The sequence below is a fragment of the Azonexus hydrophilus DSM 23864 genome, from assembly GCF_000429605.1.
GTDB classification, from domain to species: domain Bacteria; phylum Pseudomonadota; class Gammaproteobacteria; order Burkholderiales; family Rhodocyclaceae; genus Azonexus; species Azonexus hydrophilus.
In genome coordinates this window covers 1-18792 of the sequence record NZ_AUCE01000016.1, presented here as the reverse complement: position 1 = coordinate 18792, position 18792 = coordinate 1, and the positions used below count along the sequence as shown (strand labels likewise).

Sequence of the window (18792 nt, the reverse complement as noted above, 5' to 3'; positions counted from 1 at the left end):
TCAGAGTGCTTCGCTGAAGGAATCGCGCTGCAGGCGTTCGGCTGCCTTGCGGCCGAAACGCCAGAACAGCGCGGGGGTGATGAAGGTGTCGAGCAGGGTCGCGCCGACCAGCCCGGAAAAGATGACCACGGCGACCGGATGCAGGATTTCGGTGCCCGGCTGGTCGGCCTCGAACAGCAACGGCGCCAGCGCAAAGGCCGCCACCAGCGCGGTCATCAGCACCGGCGTCAGGCGCTCCAGGGCACCGCGGACGATCATCTTCGGGTCGAACTGCTCGCCCTCGAAACGCATCAGGTTCAGCCAGTGGCTGACCTTGAGGATGCCGTTGCGGGTGGCGATGCCGGCCAGCGTGATGAAGCCGATCAGCGCCGCAATCGACAGCGGCTGCCCGGACAGCCACAGGCCGAACACCGCACCGACCAGCGCCAGCGGCACGTTGGCCATGATCAGGCCGGCCAGCAGCGCCGAACGGTAGCGGGCGTAGAGGACCATGAAGATGAGCAGGGCCGAGCCGACGGCGAGTACGGCAATCAGCCGCGCAGCTTCCTCCTGTGCCTGGAACTGGCCGCCGAGGGTGATGAAATAGCCTTCGGGCAGCGGCAGTTCGCCGGTCACCGCGCGGATGTCGGCGACCACCTCGGACAGTGCCCGCCCCTGGGCGTTGAGCGATATGACGATGCGCCGCCGGCCATCGTCGCGCACCACCTGGTTCGGCCCGTCGCTTTCCTCGATGCTCGCCAGTCGCGACAGGGGCACGGCGCCGAGCGGCGTCTCGATCAGCAGGCTGGCCAGTCCATCCGGCGCCCGTTCGCGCTCGGGCAGGCGCAGCAGCAGGTCGAAACGGCGGTTGCCATCGATGATCTGGGTGACTTTCTCACCATCGACCAGCATCTGCAGGCGGCGCAGCAATTCACCCGGCGACAGCCCGTGCTGCGCGACGGCGGCGAAATCGACCTGCACCTTGACCTGCGGCGCCAGCACCTGCTTCTCGATTTCCAGGTCGGCGACACCGGGAATGCCCGCCAGCTGACGCTGCAGCGTGGCGGCACTGGCACGCAGGATATCCAGATCGTCGCCGAAGATCTTGATCGCCACCTGGGCGCGCACGCCCGACAGCATGTGGTCAATGCGGTGCGAAATCGGCTGACCGAGGTTGAGACTGCCGGGCAGATCCTTGAGCCGCTGCCGGATCTCGGCATTGATCGCCTCGCGGTCACGGCCGCCGGGCTTCAGGCGGATTTCCAGCTCGGACACATAGACGCCTTCGGCATGCTCGTCGAGCTCAGCCCGCCCGGAACGACGGCCGATGTGCTCGATTTCCGGCACCCCCAGCAGCAGGCGCTCGGCCTGACTGGCGACGCGGACCGACTCGGCCAGGGTAACACCCGGATTCAGGCGAACCGTCACCGTCATCGACCCCTCGTTGAACGGTGGCAGGAAGGTGGTCGGGAAGAACGGCACGCTGGCCGCCGCCGCGATCACCGCTGCCGCAGTCAGTCCCAGCGGCAGGCCGGGCGCCGCCAGCACCCGGCGCAGCAGGTTGTCGTAATGGCGCTTCAGCCAGGCCACCAGGCGGGTATCGCCATGCTGGCTGGCGGCCAGTTTGGGCAGCAGGTAGTAGGACAGGATCGGCGTCACCGTCACCGAGACCAGCAGCGAGGCCAGGATGGAGACGATGTAGGCGATGCCGAGCGGCACGAATAGCCGCCCCTCGATACCCGGCAGAGCGAACAGCGGGACGAAGACCAGGGCGATGATCAGCGTCGCATAGACGATGGCCGAGCGCACTTCGAGCGAGGCGGCAATGACCAGTTCGCGCAACTGGAAATCCTCACCACGCGCTACTGCCGAACGCAGGCGGCGGAGGATGTTCTCGACATCGACCACGGCGTCGTCGACCAGTTCGCCGATGGCAATCGCCAGCCCGCCCAGCGTCATCGTGTTGATCGACAGTCCCAGCCACTTGAAGACCAGCACGGCGACCAGGATGGACAGCGGGATCGCGGTCAGCGAAATGAGCATGGCGCGCAGGTTGCCGAGGAAGAAGAACAGCACCGCCGCCACCAGACAGGCAGCGAGCAACAGCTTGGCCTGCAGGTTGTCGATCGAGGCCTGGATGAAATCGGCCTGGCGGAAAATCACTTCCGGCGCCAGCACACCGGCCGGCATGCCGCGGGTGATGCCGTCGAGCGCCGCCTCGATGCGCCGCGTCAGATCGACGGTATCGGCCGTCGGCTGTTTCTGGATGCTGAGGATGACCGCCGGTGCGCCGTTGAAACCGGCGTCGCCGCGTTTCACGGCCGGCGCGAAGCCAACCTGCGCCACCTGGCGGAGCAGCACCGGCTGGCCGGCACGCACCGTCACCGCCAGGTTCTGCAGATGGTCGAGGCTAGCCGAGCGGCCGAGATGGCGGATCAAGTATTCGCGGCCGTTGATTTCGAGGAAGCCGCCGGAGGTATTCGCGGCGTGGCCGCGCAAGGCGTTTTCCAGCATTTCCAGGCTGACGCCAAGTTCGGCCATGCGCGCACCGTCAGGCTGAACCTGGAACTGCCTGACCTCGCCGCCGATGGGAATGACCTGGGCGACGCCCGGTTCGGCCATCAGGCGCGGGCGCAACACCCAGTCGGCGTACTCGCGCGCGCGCATGGCATCGCCCTGCGCCGGATCGAGCGGGATCGCCAGCATCATCACCTCGCCCATGATCGACGACACCGGCCCCATGTGCGGCACGACGCCCGGCGGCAGGCTGCCCTGCAAGGCGGTCAGGCGTTCGGCGACCATCTGCCGGGCGCGATACAGCTCGGTATCCCAGTCGAAGGAAATATAGACAATGGACAGACCGGCCGCCGACACCGAACGCACACCGGACACGCCGGGCAGCCCGTTGAGCGTCGTCTCCAGCGGGAAGCTGACCAGTTGCTCGACCTCTTCCGGGGCCATGCCGCCGGCCTCGGTCATCAGCGTCACGGTCGGCTTGTTGAGGTCGGGGAAGACATCGACCGGCAGGCGCTGCGCCTCGAAGGCGCCGTAAGCCATCAGGATCAGCGCCACCGCCAGCACCGGCAGGCGGGCTGAGAGGCTTTTGTTCAATAACCACTGGAACATGGCGACCTCAGCGAATCTGGTTGATCAGGCTGGCACCGTCGACGACCACGCGGTCGCCATCGGCCAGGCCATCGACGACCAGCACCCGGGTGCCGTCGAGCACTTCGCTGCGGATCGCTTTCGGGGTGAAGCGCTCGGGCGCCGTCTTGACCCAGACCATGGCCTCGTTGGCCGGGCTACGTACCACCGCCTGCCTGGGCACGGCCCAGCCCCGGACCTGGCCGCGCAACTCGACCTGCACGCTGAGCGTCTGACCGAGCGGCAGGCGCAAGCCCAGGCCGTCGCCGCGCCGACCGAACAACAGCGGCAAGGCCTGTTCGCGCAGCCGCTGGCCGGCACCGAGGAAATCGAGCGCCAGGCTGTCGCCGCCGGCCGCGACGCTGGCGCCGACGATGTCGGCCGCCGGCAGCGCCGAATAACTCAGGGCTTCGACGTGCAGGCTGTCCGGATCGACGATCTCGAACACCGTCTCGCCGGCCGCCACCATCTGCCCCGGCACTGCATGCACGGCGGCGACGACGCCGCTCAGCGGCGCCCGCAGCGCCTCGCGCCCGGACAGGCCACCGCCGATGGCGGCAATACGCGCAGCGAGACTGCCCAGTTCGCTCTGCGCTGCGTCGATCTCGCGCGCCGGTACCGTGTCGGCCAGTTCCTGCAGACGCGCCAGCCGCCGTTCAGCCAGCGCGTGCGCCGCCTTCAGCTCGGCCAGCTGGGCGGCCTGGCCGGCACGCTCGATCTGGCCGCTGGCCGGCGTCAGCCAGGCGAGCACGGCGCCCTTGCGCACCTTGCTGCCCGGTAAAGGCACGCCATCGGCCGGCGCGTCGATGCGCCCGGCCTGCATGGTGTTCACCTGACCGCCATGACGCGGATCGACGATCACCCGCCCGTTCAGTTCCAGCCCGCGTGGATGCTCACCGGCACTGACCGGCAGCGTACGCACGCCGATCAGGCGTTGTGCCGCCTTGGGCAGGAAAACCACGCCGTCCGGCTGGCGCTGCGGCGTGTTGCCGAGATTGGGCAGCGCCGCCTTTTCATCGCCATGATCGTGGCCTTCGTGGGCCAAGACTGGAGAACTGGCCAGCACGGCCAGGGCAAGGGCAAAGAGATGCGGCTTCATGCTTGTACTCCCCGGCGACGACGGTAAAACCAGACACTGCCGATCAGACCGAAGGCCGCCAGCAAGCCGCCCCCCAGCCAGGGTGAAAGCTGCCAGCCGGCTGCCGGCATCGGTGCCGCCGCATCGACGATCAGCTCGCCGCTGAGCAGGTCGGCCTCGTCGCCGGCCAGCAGGGTGAAGGACAGGAGGTGTTCGCCGGGCTGGCGCAGCGGCGTCAGCCAGTCGGCGTCGGCGATCAGGTAATCGCCCTCGGCGGGGCGGAAGACCGCCTGGATTTCGCGCCCGGCCAGTTCGAGGCCCAGGCTGGCGTCAAGCACCGGCGCGTTGTCCGGGGCCGTATCGACATGCAGGATCAGGCCGGCGGTATCGAGCCGGCCGACGATTTCAAACAGTTCGCTCTCGGCGACCACGACCGGCAGCGGCGCCGGGGTTTCGGCCGCCATCGCCGGCAGGGCGGCACAGGCAAGCAACAGGGCAAATAAGTGTCTTTTCATGATCGTCTCGTTCATTCGGGGAGCAGGCCCAGCGCCTGGCGCCGGGCGGACAGGCTGGCAGCCAGTTGCAGGCGGGCCTGGTGCAGCTTGCGTTCGGCAACGAAGGCCTCGTGCTCGATGCGCAAGCGGGTCGGCAGGTCGGTCTCGCCCAGGCGGAAGGATTTGTCGAACAGGCGCAGGTTTTCGCTGGCCAGGCGGAAGCCTTTCTCGGCGGCGGCCAGCCGGGTCTGCGCCAGGGCGACCTGGCGGGCAGCCAGCGCGGCCGCCTGCTGCAGCCGTTCGCGCTCGCGCTGGGCAGCGATCTCGGCCTCGGTCCGGCCGGCACTGGCTTCAGCCACGGCCTGATCGTGGCGGGCGCCGGCCGACAGCGGAATGCGCACGCCCAGCGCCCAGCTCTGATCGCGCTGTGCACCGCGGGCATCGCGCTCCTGGCGGGTGGCGACAGTGATTTCCGGCGGCGGTCGGTTGCGGGTCCGGGCCAACACCTGCTGCTGGCGCGCCTGCTCGGCGACGGCCTGCAGCCAGCGCACTTGCGGGTGGCGGTCGAGCCAGTCGTCGGCGGGCGTCTCGGCCGGCGGCGTTTCGCCGGCTGCTGCGACATCGGCGGGGGCCTTGCCGGTCAGCGCCTGCAAGTCACCGGCAGCCAGCGCCTGCGCCCCGCTGGCCTCGGCCAGTTCGGCTTCGGCCACGGCGACTGCCAGTTCGGCCTGATGCAGGTCGCTGCGCGCCAAATCGCCAGCCTTGACCCGCCGGCCGACATCGTCGCGCAGACGTTCGGCAGCCGCCAGCCGGCCTTCGGCCAGCAACTGCGACTCGCGGGCCTGCTGCCACTCCCACCAAGCCGTGCGCAAGCTGCCGGCAAGTTGCCATTGCTGACTGGCCAGCCGGGCGTCGAGCAAGGCGGCCTCGGCCCCGGCCAGCCCCTGGCTGGCACGGCGCTCGCCGGGCAGCCACAAGGGAATGGCCAGACCGAGTTCGACTTCGGCGGCGCCGGTGTCGCGATTGAAGCGGTCGCTACGCCCGCCCAGCTCGATCGCCGCCGATTCGGGCGTCCACGCGCTGGCCGCAGCGCGGCGCGCGGCCACGGCTTGCTGGTGTTCGGCCTGCGCCGCCGCAGCGGGCTGGCGCGCCCAGGCATCGGCAAAAGCGCGGGCCAGGTTTTCGGCGTGGACCGGCGGGGCCAGGACCACGGAACAAAGTATCCACAAGGGAAAGCGCGGGAAAATGCGCATCAGGTTTCTCCGACTGATGAATAATCAGTCGGCGGCACACCGCGATAGTCCGGTCAGGACCGGATTACGGAAACGGAAGGTTCAGCCGCCGACGCTCAGGCGGAGAAATGTCTGGGTGGTCGTTCGAGCCCGGCGGGGACGCGCGAGGCGAATTCACGGTCGCCGCGTTCGAGCAGCGACGCGGTGCCGGGCGACAGCACCGGCATCGGAGCGATGTGCTGTACGGCAAGATGCCCGAGGATGTGCCCGGGGCAGCAGTGGTGCAGCGTCTCGGCGCAGTCTTCATCAGCCGTTGTATGGGTCGCGCAGTCCTCGCAGGGCATTTCGTGCATTGCGTGCGCATCGTGCCCGTCGGCCGAATGTCCGTGGTGCATGTCGACCGCGGCCACCTCGGCCGGCATGCCACCCGCCGCCTGCCAGCCGAAACCGGGCGCGAGCACGGTCAGCAGCATGATCAGGACGAGGAAGCGGGAAAGCAGCATGGACATGGGCAGCAACTATAGACGAGATTCAGACAGGACGAAACCACAGAAAGTTTCACGCCCGAATGTCATCACCCGCCTATGACCTTTGTGATATTGTTTTCACAAGCATACGGATGAAGTCAGCATGCCGTGAATCCCTCAGCCGAGAAGACCGTTCCACTGCGCAAGAGCCTGCGGGTCAGGGTTGGCCTGCTGGTTGTGGGAGCGGTGTTGCTTGTCGCAGCAGGTTTTCTCGCTCTGGCGCTCGGCCCGCTGGCCGAACGCGTCGCCGCCACCGATTTTGCCAGCGCCAGCACGCGCCTTGAGGCCCGCCTCGACCTAAGCCTGACTCCGGCCGCGAACGCGCTGGAAATGGCCGCCGGCTGGCTGAGCGACGCCCCGCCCAGGATCGACGATCTGGCGACGTTCAACCGTCTGTTCGAACCCATCCTGAAGGCGCAGCCCAAGGCCACCTCCATCGTCGCTGGTGATAGCGACGGCCACGGCTGGATGTTGCTGCAACTCGCCGACGGCGGCTGGCGCAACCGGCTGACCGACCTGCCGCGCTGGGGGCAACGGCATCGCTTCGTCGACCGCGACGCCAGCGGCCAGGTTCGCGAATACTGGGAAACCCTCGACTACGACCCGCGCCGGCGCAGCTGGTACGAAGCGGCGATGCTCGGCAGCGGCACCCGCTGGACTGCGCCCTACACCTTCTACACCACCGGCGACCCGGGCATCACCGCGACCCGCCGGATCAGCCTCGACGACGAGCGGACGCTGGTTATCGGCATCGACCTGATGCTGCGCGACCTGTCGCTGACCACGATGCACGAGAAGGTCGGACAGAACGGTCTGGCCCTGGTCCTGACCGACGATCTGCGCACCCTGGCCCTGCCCGCCGCACCGTCCGGCACGCAAACCGGGGAATGGCTCAAACATGCCCTGCAACCGCATGCGGCGCTCGGCCTGCCGGTACTCGACCGGGCCGTTGCTGAATGGCTGCGCAAGCCGGATGCCCGCGTCCACCGGATTGCCGTCAACGGGACCGACTGGTTCGCGCGCATTACCGACTACCCCCTCGGCGACAGCCGACTGCTGCTGGTCACCCTGGCCCCGTCCAGCGACTTCTCCCCCGACTGGCTGCCGGCCGGCAGCATCGTCGGCGGTGGCCTGCTGTTCATGCTGGTGCTCGCCACCTGGGTGGTCCGCCAGCAGGCGCGGCGCATCGCCCGCCCGCTCGAAGAACTGGCAACGGCAAGCAGCCGCATCGGCCAGCTCGACTTCGCCACACCACCCCTGCTGGCCAGCCCGATCCAGGAAATCCGGCAACTGGCCAACGCCCACGAGGAAATGCGCTGGCTGCTGCAGGAAAAGATCGCCGCCCTGCACGATGCCGAGGAAAAGATCCGCGACAGCGAGGCCTACAACAAGGTGCTCTTCCTCGGTTCGCGCATCCCGCTGGTAGTCCTCGATCCGCAAAACGGCCGCTTCATCGACTGCAACCAGGCGGCGGCCGACATCTACCGGCTGGGCCAGCGGGAAAACGTCATCGGCCTGAGCGTCCGCGACGTCTCGGCGCCCTATCAGCCTGACGGCACGTTCAGCCATCTCGCCTGCGAGGAGAAGATCCGTCAGGTCATCGAGCGCGGCCCGCAGGTCTTCGAATGGCGCCACCGCCGCCCGGACGGCGAACACTGGGACGCCGAAGTCCATCTCATGCCCTTCCACCACGGCGACCATCTGCTGCTGCAATTCAGCCTGCAGGACATCACCGATCGCAAGCAGGCGGCACAGGCCCTTGAACAACTGGCGCTCTACGATCCGCTGACCGAACTGCCCAACCGCGCCCTCTTCCTCGACCGCCTGCAGCAGTCGATCGGCCAGGCGCTGCGCAACGACAGCCGGCTCGCCGTCCTCTTCCTCGATCTCGACCGCTTCAAGGAAGTGAACGACACCCAGGGGCATGAAATCGGCGACGCCGTACTGCGCGAAGTCGCCAACCGTTTCCGCCTGGTCCTGCGCCATAACGAGTTGCTGGCTCGCCTGGGCGGCGACGAATTCGCCGTGGTGTCGACAGCCACCGATCATGCCGGCGCAACCTTCATCGCCGAACGCCTGGGCCAGACCCTGAACGAGCCGCTGACCAGTAGCGGGCATACCTTCTCGCTCGGTGTCAGCATCGGCATCGCCATCTTCCCGAACGACGGCGCGACCCCCGACGAATTGCTGCGCAATGCCGACATCGCCATGTACCGGGCCAAGAGCAGCCCGCAGCGCTACATGTTCTACAACGCCGACATGAGCAGCGGTCTGGCCGAGCGCATCGCCCTCGCCCGCGACCTGAAAGCCGCGCTGCAGAGCGACGACGGACAGTTGTCGCTGGTCTTCCAGCCGCAGTTCGACCTGGCCACCCAGACGCTGATCGGCGCCGAAGCGCTGATGCGCTGGCAACATCCGCAACACGGCCCGATCAGCCCCGGCGTCTTCATCCCGATTGCCGAGGAACGCGGCATGATGCTGATGATCTGCCACTGGGTCATCGATGCCGCCTGCCGGCAACTGCTGGCCTGGCAGTCGGCCGGCGCACGTTTCCCGGGGCGCATGGCGATCAACATCGCCGCCCAGCAAATGGAAGATGCCGCCTTCCCGCAATGGGTCGAAAGACGCGTGCGCAGCTTCGGGCTGTCACCCGAACTGTTCGAACTGGAACTGACCGAAAGCGGCATGATGCGCAACATCGACCTGGCCATCGAACTCGCCGGGCAACTTAGCGACGCCGGCTTCACGCTGGCAATCGACGATTTCGGCACCGGCTATTCGTCGCTGGCCTACCTCAAACAACTGCCGGCGGACAAACTGAAGATCGATCAGTCCTTCGTCCGCAACATGCAGGACCATCCGAACGACCACGCCATCGTTGCCACCATCGTCGCCATGGGCCGCACGCTGGGCATGAGCACCATCGCCGAAGGGATAGAGAGCGATGCTCAGGCGGCAGCGCTACGCCAGCTCGGCTGCCAGGAAGGCCAGGGCTACCAGTTCGGCCGCCCGGAAAGCCCCGAAACTTTTGCCAGCCGCTGGCTGGGCTGACTCAGCAGCACTCTTCCTCGACCTGCAGCAGGAGTTCGAGCGCTTCGCGGTCACCGCATTGCTCGAAGAATTCGCGAATCTGGTTGATGTGCGAATGCACCAGGAAGAGATCGTCCGGTGCCGGACCGCTTTTCGGTGTGCGTTTGGCCATGAAGTAATGCCAGAAACGGTGATCGCCGCCCTGCGCCGCCACGTTGCAGGCGATGTAGCCCATCACCCGCCGGGCGTTGCCGGCGCAGTCGATGCCGTCGAAAGTGAGGTAGCGGTCGGTGCTTATCTGGCTGGGGATTTGCCGAGTCGATTCCATGGATGCCTCCGTGAGTGAAACCGCCCTCACTGTAAATCGGCAGGCGCACGAGGTCCGTCGGCTGGCCGACAGTTTTTCAGATTGGTGTCCCCAGGCGACGCAAGGTATCGAGCTGGTAGATGTAGAAAACGCGCCGCCCCTGGCGTTGCAGGATGCCTTCACGTTCCCACTGGTTGAGCAGCGACGACACCGTTTGCCGGGTCGAGCCGAGCAAGCTGGCGATGTCCTCGGTGCCGAGGTCGAGCGGCAACAGCCAGATGCCCCCGTCGAGCGGTCGCCCACGCCGTTCGGCCATGCCGGTCAGGAAACGCGCCAGGCGTGCCGGTACTTCACGGAACGCCAGGTCTTCGATCAGGTTGACGGCATTGACCAGCAGCCGGCCGAGCACGCGCATCATCACCGGGGTGACCGACGGATCGCTGGCCAGCTTGCGGGCAAAAGCCACCGTTTCCATGAGCCAGACCCGGGTCGTCACGACGGCTTCTACATAGGTCGGCGTGTGCGTCGTGTAGATGTCGCCGGGTTCGAGAAAACTCAAACTCAGTTCGCGGTTTTCACCGGCCAGATAGACCCGCAGGCGCCCGCTTTCGATGATCAGTACCTGGTTGCGCAGATCGCCCGGGGTCGCGAACAGGCACCCGCGCGGCAAATCGTGCGCGACGAAACCGTCGAGCAGATGCGGTGGAATCCGGCGGAAAGCGGGGTCGGCACTGGCCGATGGCAGATCGAGCTCCATGGATCATGGAAAGCAAGACCAGGACCACCGGCAAATCACATGAAATCAATGACCTGCAAAGGCACAAGCGGTCGGCAATACGACAAAGACCTACACCGCGACCAGCGTCTGCCTTCCGTACCACTCGTCACCGGCGGCCAGTTGTTGCACCGTATCGGCGGCCGCCGCCTCAACACAAAGCATGTGGCGCCAGCCGTCGGCCGGCATGTCGGCGAGCGCTGCGCATTTTTCCACCCACGGGTTCCAGACGACGACATCGGGAAAGCCCTGTTGCTGGATGCCCAGGCTGAGGTTACCGGCGCGCAGCAGTTGCGGGCGGCGGACCTGGCGATAGACACGGTCGGTTTCGGCTTCGACCAGCAGTTCGGTGCCGGTCTCGCGGACGACTTTGTCGCCGTTGGCCGCGTCGCGGTAATCGTGGCCGTGCAGGCCTTCAAGGGCGACATCCTCGACCTGGATCGCACGCAGATAGGTATGCAGGGCTGCGGTGAATTCGAACTCGCGCGCGCCGGTATTGACCACGCACAGTTCGAGGTCGATGCGGTCGGCTTCGATCATCAGCGTCAGTTCAAGGCGGAAGGCATGCGGCCACAGCGCACGGGTGGCCTCGTCGTCGCTGGTTTCGAGCGTGACCAGGGCGTAATCGTCGCCGCTGCGGCGGGCACTGACCTGCCATTCGCGGGTACGGACCAAGCCGTGTTTGGGCAGTTCGCCACGGTCGGAAAATTGCGGGAAGCAGACCGGAACACCGCCACGGATGGCAACGCTGCCGTCGAACACGGCTTGCGGCGAAAGGTAGAGGCGCTCGCGGCCGTCGGGCGTGATCCACGACAGGACCTGGGCGCCGAGCCGGCTGATGACGGCGCTGCTGCCTTGCGGACCGATCAGGCGCAGGGCCGGAATGCCATGGAATTCGATTTCTTCAATGCCGGGTTTCATTGGACTTGGGTATCTCGTAGAGGTTGGGACGCAGGTGCAGCAGCTCGACTTCGTGGCCGAGCAGGATGACGCTGCCGCGTCGGCGGTTGTCGCCGTTGTCGCTGTATTCGAACTCGAAACTGCGGCGCAGGCGCAGGTGGCCGTCGTCGTTGCGGGCCAGGCCGCGCAACCGGCCGACCACGGTGTCGTCGAGGAGTTGCAACCCCTCGCCGGCACACGCCGCCTGCGCGGCGCGGGTACCGATCTCGCGGGCCTTCAGCGAATCCAGCCAGAACCAGATCAAGGCCGCGACGACGAGGATGAAAATGCTTTCGTATATGGGCATGGCGGCGAAGTATACTGCCTGCCATGCTCAGTTACCGCCATGCCTATCACGCCGGCAACCACGCCGACGTACTCAAACATCTGATCCTGCTGCAGATCGCCCAGTACATGGGCGAAAAACCTGCGCCCTTCTGGATCATCGACACCCACGCCGGTGCCGGCCGCTACGCGCTCGACTCCGCCCACGCCAGCAAGCTGGCCGAATGGCGCGACGGCGTCGGCCGCCTGTGGGACGCCACCGGCCTGCCGCCGGCCGCCGCCGACTACCTCGACTTCGTGCGCATGCTCAACCCGGACGGCCAGTTGAAGCACTACCCGGGCTCGCCCTGGCTGGCCCGCCAGCTGCTGCGCGAATCCGACCGCCTGCGCCTGTACGAGATGCACAGCAGTGACGGCAAGCTGCTGCAGGAGTGCTTCCGTGGCGCCGGCCGTCAAGTCAGCATCACCGAGGGCGACGGCTTCGCCGGCCTGAAGGCGCTGCTGCCCCCGCCGCCGCGCCGCGCGCTGGTGCTGATCGACCCGTCGTACGAAACGCGCGACGACTACGCCAACGTGATCAAGGGGCTGCAGGAAGCGATGAAACGTTTCCCGACCGGCACCTACGCGCTGTGGTACCCGATGCTGATCAAGCCGGAGTCTCGCCAGCTGCCGGATCGGCTCAAGCGCCTGGGCGCCGCCAACTGGCTGAACGCCACGCTCGAGGTCAAGGCCGCGCCGCGCGACGGTTTCGGCATGTACGGCAGCGGCATGTTCATCATCAACCCGCCGTGGACGCTGGAAAAGACCCTCCACGAGACCCTGCCGCCGCTGGCCGCGCTGCTGGCCCAGGGGCCGGGCGCCCGATACACACTGGAAAGCCAGTCGAGCTGATTGCTCAGTCGCGCTCGGCCAGCCGAGCCTTGAGCTGACGCGCCGCCAGCGCGTAGCCGCCGTCGCTGCCGTCGATGAAATGCATGTGCCGACCTTCGTGCGACTCGATCAGGCAGGTGATCAGCGCCTCGCGCGACTTGTGCACGCCCCAGGCCAGTTGCCCGGCGGCATGTGCCGCCGCCAGCCGCCGTTCGAGTTCGTCCGCCTGCGCTTCGCTGGCGTCGAGCACCATGCGCAGCGCACCGTCGAACTTGCGCACGTCGGTATTGCGCACCATGTCGTCGCGGTAACGGCTCCAGCGCACAGCCCTGGTATCGATGTTGCGCGCGAACAGCCACCAGCCGGCGGCATTCTGCAGCAGCATGCGCAGGGCGTAGCCGAATTTCGTCAGCAGACTCCGGCCATAGGTACGCACCATCGTTTCGCCGGCCAGGCTCATTGGCGAGAAGGCAAGGCGCATACCGTCCAGGCGCAGCGGATGATGCGCGCCGGGATCGCCGAATATCTCGTGTATGGTCGCCAGCACCTGCTGGTAGGTCTGCTGGTTGCTCGCCGCGTCGGCCGAGGTGGCGACCACGATCAGCGACAGCTTGACGTCGCGGAAGCTCGGCACGTTCTGCCAACGGCATTCGAAGCCCTCGAAACTGGCTGCAGCCGGGCCCCCGTCAGGATCGACCATGAGCGCGCCCTGCCCGGCCTTGACCCGCGACTCGGCCGCTTCCCAGCCGCGCCCGGAAAACACCGGCAGCATCACCAGCGGCGACAAGGCGATCCGCGCCACCCGCGTCCACTGCCCGTCGGCGCGCAAGTCGCTGACACGCACCAGCCCGGCACGTAGTTTCAAACCGAAGCTGTCGGCAGCCAGGCGCTGGGCGCCGCGCAGGGCGACGATGGCCGGCTCGCGCAGGCTGTCCGGAATCGCGCAGGTCGCCCCGTCGCCACCGAAAATGAAGGGCAGTTCCAGGCGCCGGTCGATGTTGGCAATCGCCGCAATGCAGGCCACGCCGACGGTATTGACCTTCTTGTAGGCACCCTCGGCAATCGCCTGCGTCGAATTGACGACATCGGCGATCACCACCCACCAGTCGTCCGGAAGATCGACGTGGGCCTGGGTATCCATCGCCGCCTCGAAACTGGGCAACGGCGTCAGGTCACGATAAAAACCGGTGTTGGGCATGGCGGCCTATTTCAGTTCCGTGTACTTGGCCCGCGAACCGCGCGCCTTGTCCACCGGGTATTTTTCGGCGTTCTTGCGCAGTTTGCTGCGCGCCGCAGCGAGCAGGTCGATCCCCGTCTTGTCGGCGATCAGCAACAGGTAGAGCAGCACATCGGCACACTCGTCGCGCAGGGCTTCGGCGGACAGCGGATCGGCCGGCAAGGCGTCGATTTCGGCGTCGCTCTGCCATTGCGTCAGTTCGAGCAGTTCGCTGGCTTCCAGGTTGAGCGAGACGATCAACTGGCGCAGCGTGTGGAACTGGCGCCAGTCGCGGGCATCGCGGAAAGCCAGCAGTTCCGCAGTCAGGGCATCGAGGTCGGCCAAACTTCATCCTCCGGTCGGTTCAACCGGATGATGCCACAAGCTCAGCCGTGCAGCGGCCAGAACAGCGGGATCAGCACGCTGGCCATGGCCCAGCAGATGAGATTCATCGGAATGCCCATGCGCGCGAAATCGGCGAAGCGGTAATTGCCGGCGCTATAGACCAGGGTGTTGGTCTGGTAGCCGATCGGCGTGGCGAAGCTGCAACTGGCGGCGAACATCACGCCGACGACGAAGGGACGCGGGTCGACGCCGAGTTGTTCGGCAACACCGATGACCACCGGCGTGAACAGCACGGCAATCGCATTGTTGCTGATGAATTCGGTGGCAATCGATGTCAGCAGGATGACCAGCGACAGCATCAGCCAGGGCGACAAGCCGTCGCCGAGTACCACCAGTTGCGTGGCCAGCAGATCAGCCAGACCGGAATTGCGCATCGCGATGCTGATCGCCAGCATGCCGAAGATCAGGATCAGGATCGGCCATTCGATCGACTTGTAAGCTTCGTCGGCGCGGATGCAGCCGGTGGCGACGACGATGGCCGCGCCGATGATCGCCAGCCCCTCGATCGGCATCACGTTGAACGCCGCCAGCAGCATGACGCCAGCGATGGTGGCCAGCGCAATCGGCGCCTTGGCGGTGCGGTTGGTCACCTGCCGGCCTTCGGTGATGGCGAACAGGTCGCCGTTGTCGCAGAAACGCTTGATCTGCGCTGGCGTACCTTCGACCAGCAGCACGTCGCCAACCTGCAACTGGAAATCGTCGCCGATCTGCGAAAACGACGCATCGCGCCGATGCACGGCGATCAGGTGGATGCCGTAACGGGCGAGCAGGTCGAGGTCGCGGATCGGGCGCAGCACATAACGCGAGGTCTGGCCGACGATGGCTTCGACCATGACCACGTCGCGCCGGCGCAGCGTCTCCAGGTCGTGCTGCCCGGCCTGCACCTGCAGACCGACCAGGTCGGTGCTGCGCAGCGCCATCATGTCGCTGCTGCGGCTATGCACGACGATGCGGTCGCCGGCCTCGATGCGCGTCGCCGGGTCCGGGTTGGCAATCTCTTCTTCACCCCGGCACAGGTTGAGTACCTGGATGACGCCGTTGGCCAGCTTGGTTTCCTTGAGCGTCTTGCCGATCAGGTGCGAATCGGCCGGCACGAACAGTTCGGTCATGAACAGCCGGTCGCCGCTGCCGGTGAATTGCTGCGTCAGCGTCTCGCGCACCGGCAACAGGCGCTGCGCGAATAGCGCCATGAAGGCACAACCAACGAGCGCCATGACGATCGCCGGCGCGCTGATCTCGAACATGGTGAACGGTGCCAGCCCGTGCGCCCGGGCGACGCCATCGACGAGGATGTTGGTCGAGGTGCCGACCATGGTGATCAGACCGCCGAGGATGGTCGCGTACGAAAGCGGGATCAGCAGCCGCGACGGCGCGATATTGAAGCGCCCGGCCATGGCGATCACCGCCGGAATCATCACCATCACCACCGGCGTATTGTTGATGAACGGCGATACCAGCAAACCTACCACCAGCAAGGCCAGCAACAAGCGAAACTCGCTCTGCCCGGCCAGATGCCCCAGCCAGTCGCCCAGCCGGTCGACGCAGCCGGTTTTCGACAGCGCACCGCTGATGATGAACAGGCAGGCAATGGTGATCGGCGCGCTGTTGCCGAACACACCGGTCACATCCTTGGCCGACAATAGCCCCAGCGCCAGCAGCACGGCCACGGCCAGCATGACGGCCACGTCCGGCTTCAGCCATTCGCGCACGAAGGCGGCGAACAGACCGATCAGGACAAGGCCGACGACAGCGGCGTGCAGGTGTTCGGGCAAAGACATCGGGAGCGATCCAGGCAACAAGGCCGACAGATTAGCGCTCGCCGACTCACACAGAAAGAATGAAAAATGTTTTCGTTATATCGATAAGATATATACAGACCTATCAGGCAGTGCCAATCAGCGCTCCCGCCCTGCCTCATGCCAAGCCTTGCGCACCGGTGACAACAGATACTCCATCACCGTACGATCACCCAGCCAGATTTCGGCATTTGTCTGCATCCCCGCTGACAAATCAAAATGTTGGCCGTCCATCCCCAGCGCCATCCGTTCCAAGCCAATCAAGGCCTTGTAGACCAGCGGTGAACCGTTACCAAGGCGCTCCCCTTGTGCTTCGGCATCGGCAGCATCCGCACTGACGTGGAGAACCTTCCCCGTCACCATCCCATATTTCTGAAACGGAAAAGCGGCGAACTTGAGCTTAACCGGCTGACCCACCCGAACAAAACCGATATCAGCATTGCTGACCCACACCTGGGCGCGCAGAATTTCCCCCTTGGGTACCAGCGATAGCAGTACCGTGCCCGGCTGAACGACAGTACCACTACTGTGTGTGGCTAGGTCCTTGACCACACCATCCTGCGATGCCTTCAACTCGAGCAATTGCCGGCGATGGGTCTGTTTCGCCAATTCCTGGGTCAACTGGTCAAATTCGCTCTGGGTTTCGTTACGTTCAGCATGCAGTTGTCGCCTGTAGTCGGCATCGATCTGCGCCAGCCGCTTCTCTGATTGCGAAATACTTGCCCTTGCCGACTCAATGACGAAGCGCTGGGTTTGCAACTCCTGCTCCTTCTCCTGGCGCTCCCGGCGCTTGTCGCTGCCCATCAGGCTCCCGGCAAAGCCATCCTTGACCAATTTTTCGTAGGCCTTGTCCTGCTCGCGGTAATACGGCAGGCTTTCCTCCAGCCGTTTCCTCACCTGTTCGGCGGCAGCCATTTCCTGACCGGCCTTGATCATCCGCGAACGCTCCTCGGCCAGGGCAGCGGCCAATGCACTGCGGTTGGCCAGAAACTGCGCTGCGATCTCCTCAGCCAAACCCGCCGGATCGCCCTCCTCAACCTTGAATTCAGCCCCCGACAATTCGGCCTCGATGCGCCGCAGATTCAAGCGCTTGCGCTGATGTTCCGCCTCGATCGAACGTACATCCGCATCCGAAAAGAGCGCATCCATCCGCATCAGCACCTGTCCAGCCCGGACACTTTCCCCCTCGCGCACGAGAATTTCCTTGACGATCCCGGCCTCGGCCGGCTGAACGATCTTCAGGTAACTCTCGGGCACCAACTTGCCCTCAGCCACCGCCACGATGTCGAGCCGCCCGATCAGCGCCCAGAGCAGCAAGGCAGCTAAAAACAACAACAAACCCCAGAGAACTTTCCGACCAAGCGGCGACGGTGCTGTTTCCTGCAAGCGGAGCAAGGGCTCCCGAAACTCAACCGGGTCAATCTCGGATTTTGGCAACAAAAAAGACATTTTCCGCCTCAGAAAATTCCGGGAAGCGGCTCAATGCCGCCTCCCGAAGCGCACCGATTAGGACAAGCGGAAAACGCCAGTTTGCAAACTTGCCGGCGCATTCAGCACCTGAGCAGAAGTACCCAGTTTGCTGTCTGCCAACGTCGCCAGCGCAGCATCCACCCCGATGCCGGCAAGCGAACCATTCCGGCCATAGTGGTAAGCCAGATCACCGCCGATCGCGGCCGCATCCGAGCCACCAAGATGGAATTCGCTCAAGGCGTTGCTCAAAGCCCAGGAGGTAACCCCCGGATTGGCGGTTCTCGCGCTATCGAAAGCGTCGGCAAGACCGGAAAAATCGAAGGTTTCAACCTTCTGATCGCGAAGTGGATCGCTACCGCCGGCAGAGAACCCATCCATCGCTTCGGCGATCACCTGCAAACTGGCAACCGGGCGCGACGATGTCGAAGCGTACCAATTGCTGAAAGTGATCTGATCAGACTCGCCGATCTTCAAGACGAGATCATCACTATCCCGAACAAAGGAAAGATCCTCATAAGCCGTACCACCACCAAGCGAAAGCGTTCCGTTCCCGCTACTGCCGGCGGCAAGGATGTCCTGACCATCGCCCTTGTTGAACAGGATGACATCATCGCCAGCACCAATGACCAGCGTATCGTTGCCTTGTCCGCCAAGGTATATCTCAGCCGCCAAGCCGCCGGTCAAGTGATCATTGCCGGCGCCACCGTTATACAAGCCCTTGCCGGAGGTATCACTCAAGATGTCATTACCTTCGCCGCCTTCCAGGATGTCGTAACCGACACCACCCTTCAAGGTGTCGTTGCCCCCCAACCCGCGCAAGACACTTCCCGTCGCGGCAGCACTGATCGTATCGGCGCCTTCACCACCTTCGAACGGCGCCGCCCACAGCACATCCGTATCCCACACCGTCCCGTCAGCAAACTCGACCCGCTCAATCCGTACGCTCAGATTATTCACCCAGTTCTGAACCCGGATGCTGTCCGTCGTCCCGACAATGCTCAAGATCAGATCGTAGCCCCCGTTCACCGTGCTCGACCGATACAACTTCACATCCTCTGGAGCCACCCCAGCTTTCAGCCGGATCACATCCGTCCCGCCGCTGTTGTAGTACTGCGTGATCACATCCTGACCATCACCCCGGCCAAACAGGTACACGTCATCACCCAGGCTCTCCCAATGCGTGTCATTGCCCGCACCACCGTCGTGAATGTCGTTACCGCTGCCACCGTAGAGCAGGTCATCACC

16 protein-coding genes are annotated in these 18792 nt (G+C 65.3%); 2 read left to right on the top strand and 14 right to left on the bottom strand.

Features of this window, described 5'->3' with window-relative positions:
* The 5 genes from G471_RS0108425 to G471_RS0108405 all read right to left on the bottom strand — a co-directional run bounded on the left by G471_RS0108425 (position 1) and on the right by G471_RS0108405 (position 6436).
* Positions 1 to 3105, bottom strand: coding sequence for an efflux RND transporter permease subunit (locus G471_RS0108425; protein ID WP_028994969.1), 3105 nt, complete (start codon positions 3103 to 3105; stop codon positions 1 to 3).
* A gap of 7 nt (positions 3106 to 3112) precedes the next feature.
* On the bottom strand, positions 3113 to 4222 hold the full coding sequence (locus G471_RS0108420; RefSeq protein ID WP_028994968.1) for an efflux RND transporter periplasmic adaptor subunit: 1110 nt from the start codon (positions 4220 to 4222) through the stop codon (positions 3113 to 3115).
* Complete coding sequence (locus tag G471_RS18310; protein WP_157272469.1) at positions 4219 to 4716, bottom strand: hypothetical protein; 498 nt, start codon at positions 4714 to 4716, stop codon at positions 4219 to 4221. Before G471_RS18310 ends, G471_RS0108420 begins: the two co-directional genes overlap by 4 nt.
* An 11-nt stretch (positions 4717 to 4727) precedes the next feature.
* Positions 4728 to 5948, bottom strand: coding sequence for a TolC family protein (locus G471_RS0108410; protein ID WP_081700172.1), 1221 nt, complete (start codon positions 5946 to 5948; stop codon positions 4728 to 4730).
* 95 nt (positions 5949 to 6043) lie between these two features.
* On the bottom strand, positions 6044 to 6436 hold the full coding sequence (locus G471_RS0108405) for a hypothetical protein (protein ID WP_028994966.1): 393 nt from the start codon (positions 6434 to 6436) through the stop codon (positions 6044 to 6046).
* A 126-nt stretch (positions 6437 to 6562) separates the two neighbouring features.
* Between G471_RS0108405 and G471_RS18305 the strand changes: the two genes are divergently transcribed.
* Positions 6563 to 9505: a bifunctional diguanylate cyclase/phosphodiesterase gene (locus tag G471_RS18305; RefSeq protein WP_051295372.1), complete on the top strand. Its 2943-nt coding sequence runs from the start codon at positions 6563 to 6565 to the stop codon at positions 9503 to 9505.
* A 1-nt stretch (position 9506) separates the two neighbouring features.
* Here the strand turns inward: G471_RS18305 and cowN are convergent, their stop codons facing one another.
* The 4 genes from cowN to G471_RS0108380 all read right to left on the bottom strand — a co-directional run bounded on the left by cowN (position 9507) and on the right by G471_RS0108380 (position 11812).
* On the bottom strand, positions 9507 to 9812 hold the full coding sequence (gene cowN / locus G471_RS0108395; protein WP_051295371.1) for a N(2)-fixation sustaining protein CowN: 306 nt from the start codon (positions 9810 to 9812) through the stop codon (positions 9507 to 9509).
* Positions 9813 to 9888: 76 nt separating this feature from the next.
* Positions 9889 to 10548 carry a Crp/Fnr family transcriptional regulator gene (locus G471_RS17100; RefSeq protein ID WP_051295370.1) on the bottom strand — a complete coding sequence of 220 codons (660 nt, stop codon included), beginning with the start codon at positions 10546 to 10548 and terminating at the stop codon, positions 9889 to 9891.
* A gap of 90 nt (positions 10549 to 10638) precedes the next feature.
* On the bottom strand, positions 10639 to 11487 hold the full coding sequence (locus G471_RS0108385) for a D-hexose-6-phosphate mutarotase (RefSeq protein WP_028994964.1): 849 nt from the start codon (positions 11485 to 11487) through the stop codon (positions 10639 to 10641).
* Complete coding sequence (locus tag G471_RS0108380) at positions 11471 to 11812, bottom strand: DUF3301 domain-containing protein (RefSeq protein WP_028994963.1); 342 nt, start codon at positions 11810 to 11812, stop codon at positions 11471 to 11473. The genes G471_RS0108385 and G471_RS0108380 overlap by 17 nt, the downstream gene beginning before the upstream one ends.
* A 23-nt stretch (positions 11813 to 11835) precedes the next feature.
* Here G471_RS0108380 and G471_RS0108375 point away from each other — a divergent pair, with 23 nt between their 5' ends.
* A complete protein-coding gene (locus G471_RS0108375) occupies positions 11836 to 12681 on the top strand; it encodes a 23S rRNA (adenine(2030)-N(6))-methyltransferase RlmJ (RefSeq protein ID WP_028994962.1) in 846 nt (281 codons plus the stop codon).
* Between the two features lie 4 nt (positions 12682 to 12685).
* On the opposite strand, the gene G471_RS0108370 is transcribed toward G471_RS0108375, so the two are convergent.
* The 5 genes from G471_RS0108370 to G471_RS17095 form a co-directional block, all read right to left on the bottom strand.
* Entirely contained in the window at positions 12686 to 13858 is a 1173-nt protein-coding gene (locus tag G471_RS0108370; protein WP_028994961.1) for a DUF3095 domain-containing protein, read from the bottom strand.
* 6 nt (positions 13859 to 13864) lie between these two features.
* Positions 13865 to 14221 (bottom strand): nucleotide pyrophosphohydrolase, encoded by a 357-nt coding sequence (locus tag G471_RS0108365; protein ID WP_028994960.1) that lies wholly within the window; start codon positions 14219 to 14221, stop codon positions 13865 to 13867.
* 41 nt (positions 14222 to 14262) lie between these two features.
* Positions 14263 to 16059 (bottom strand): SLC13 family permease, encoded by a 1797-nt coding sequence (locus G471_RS0108360; RefSeq protein WP_028994959.1) that lies wholly within the window; start codon positions 16057 to 16059, stop codon positions 14263 to 14265.
* Between the two features lie 117 nt (positions 16060 to 16176).
* Positions 16177 to 17526 (bottom strand): HlyD family type I secretion periplasmic adaptor subunit, encoded by a 1350-nt coding sequence (locus tag G471_RS0108355; protein WP_028994958.1) that lies wholly within the window; start codon positions 17524 to 17526, stop codon positions 16177 to 16179.
* 57 nt (positions 17527 to 17583) lie between these two features.
* The coding region (locus G471_RS17095) for a calcium-binding protein (protein ID WP_028994957.1) at positions 17584 to 18792 on the bottom strand (1209 nt) is incomplete at its 5' end.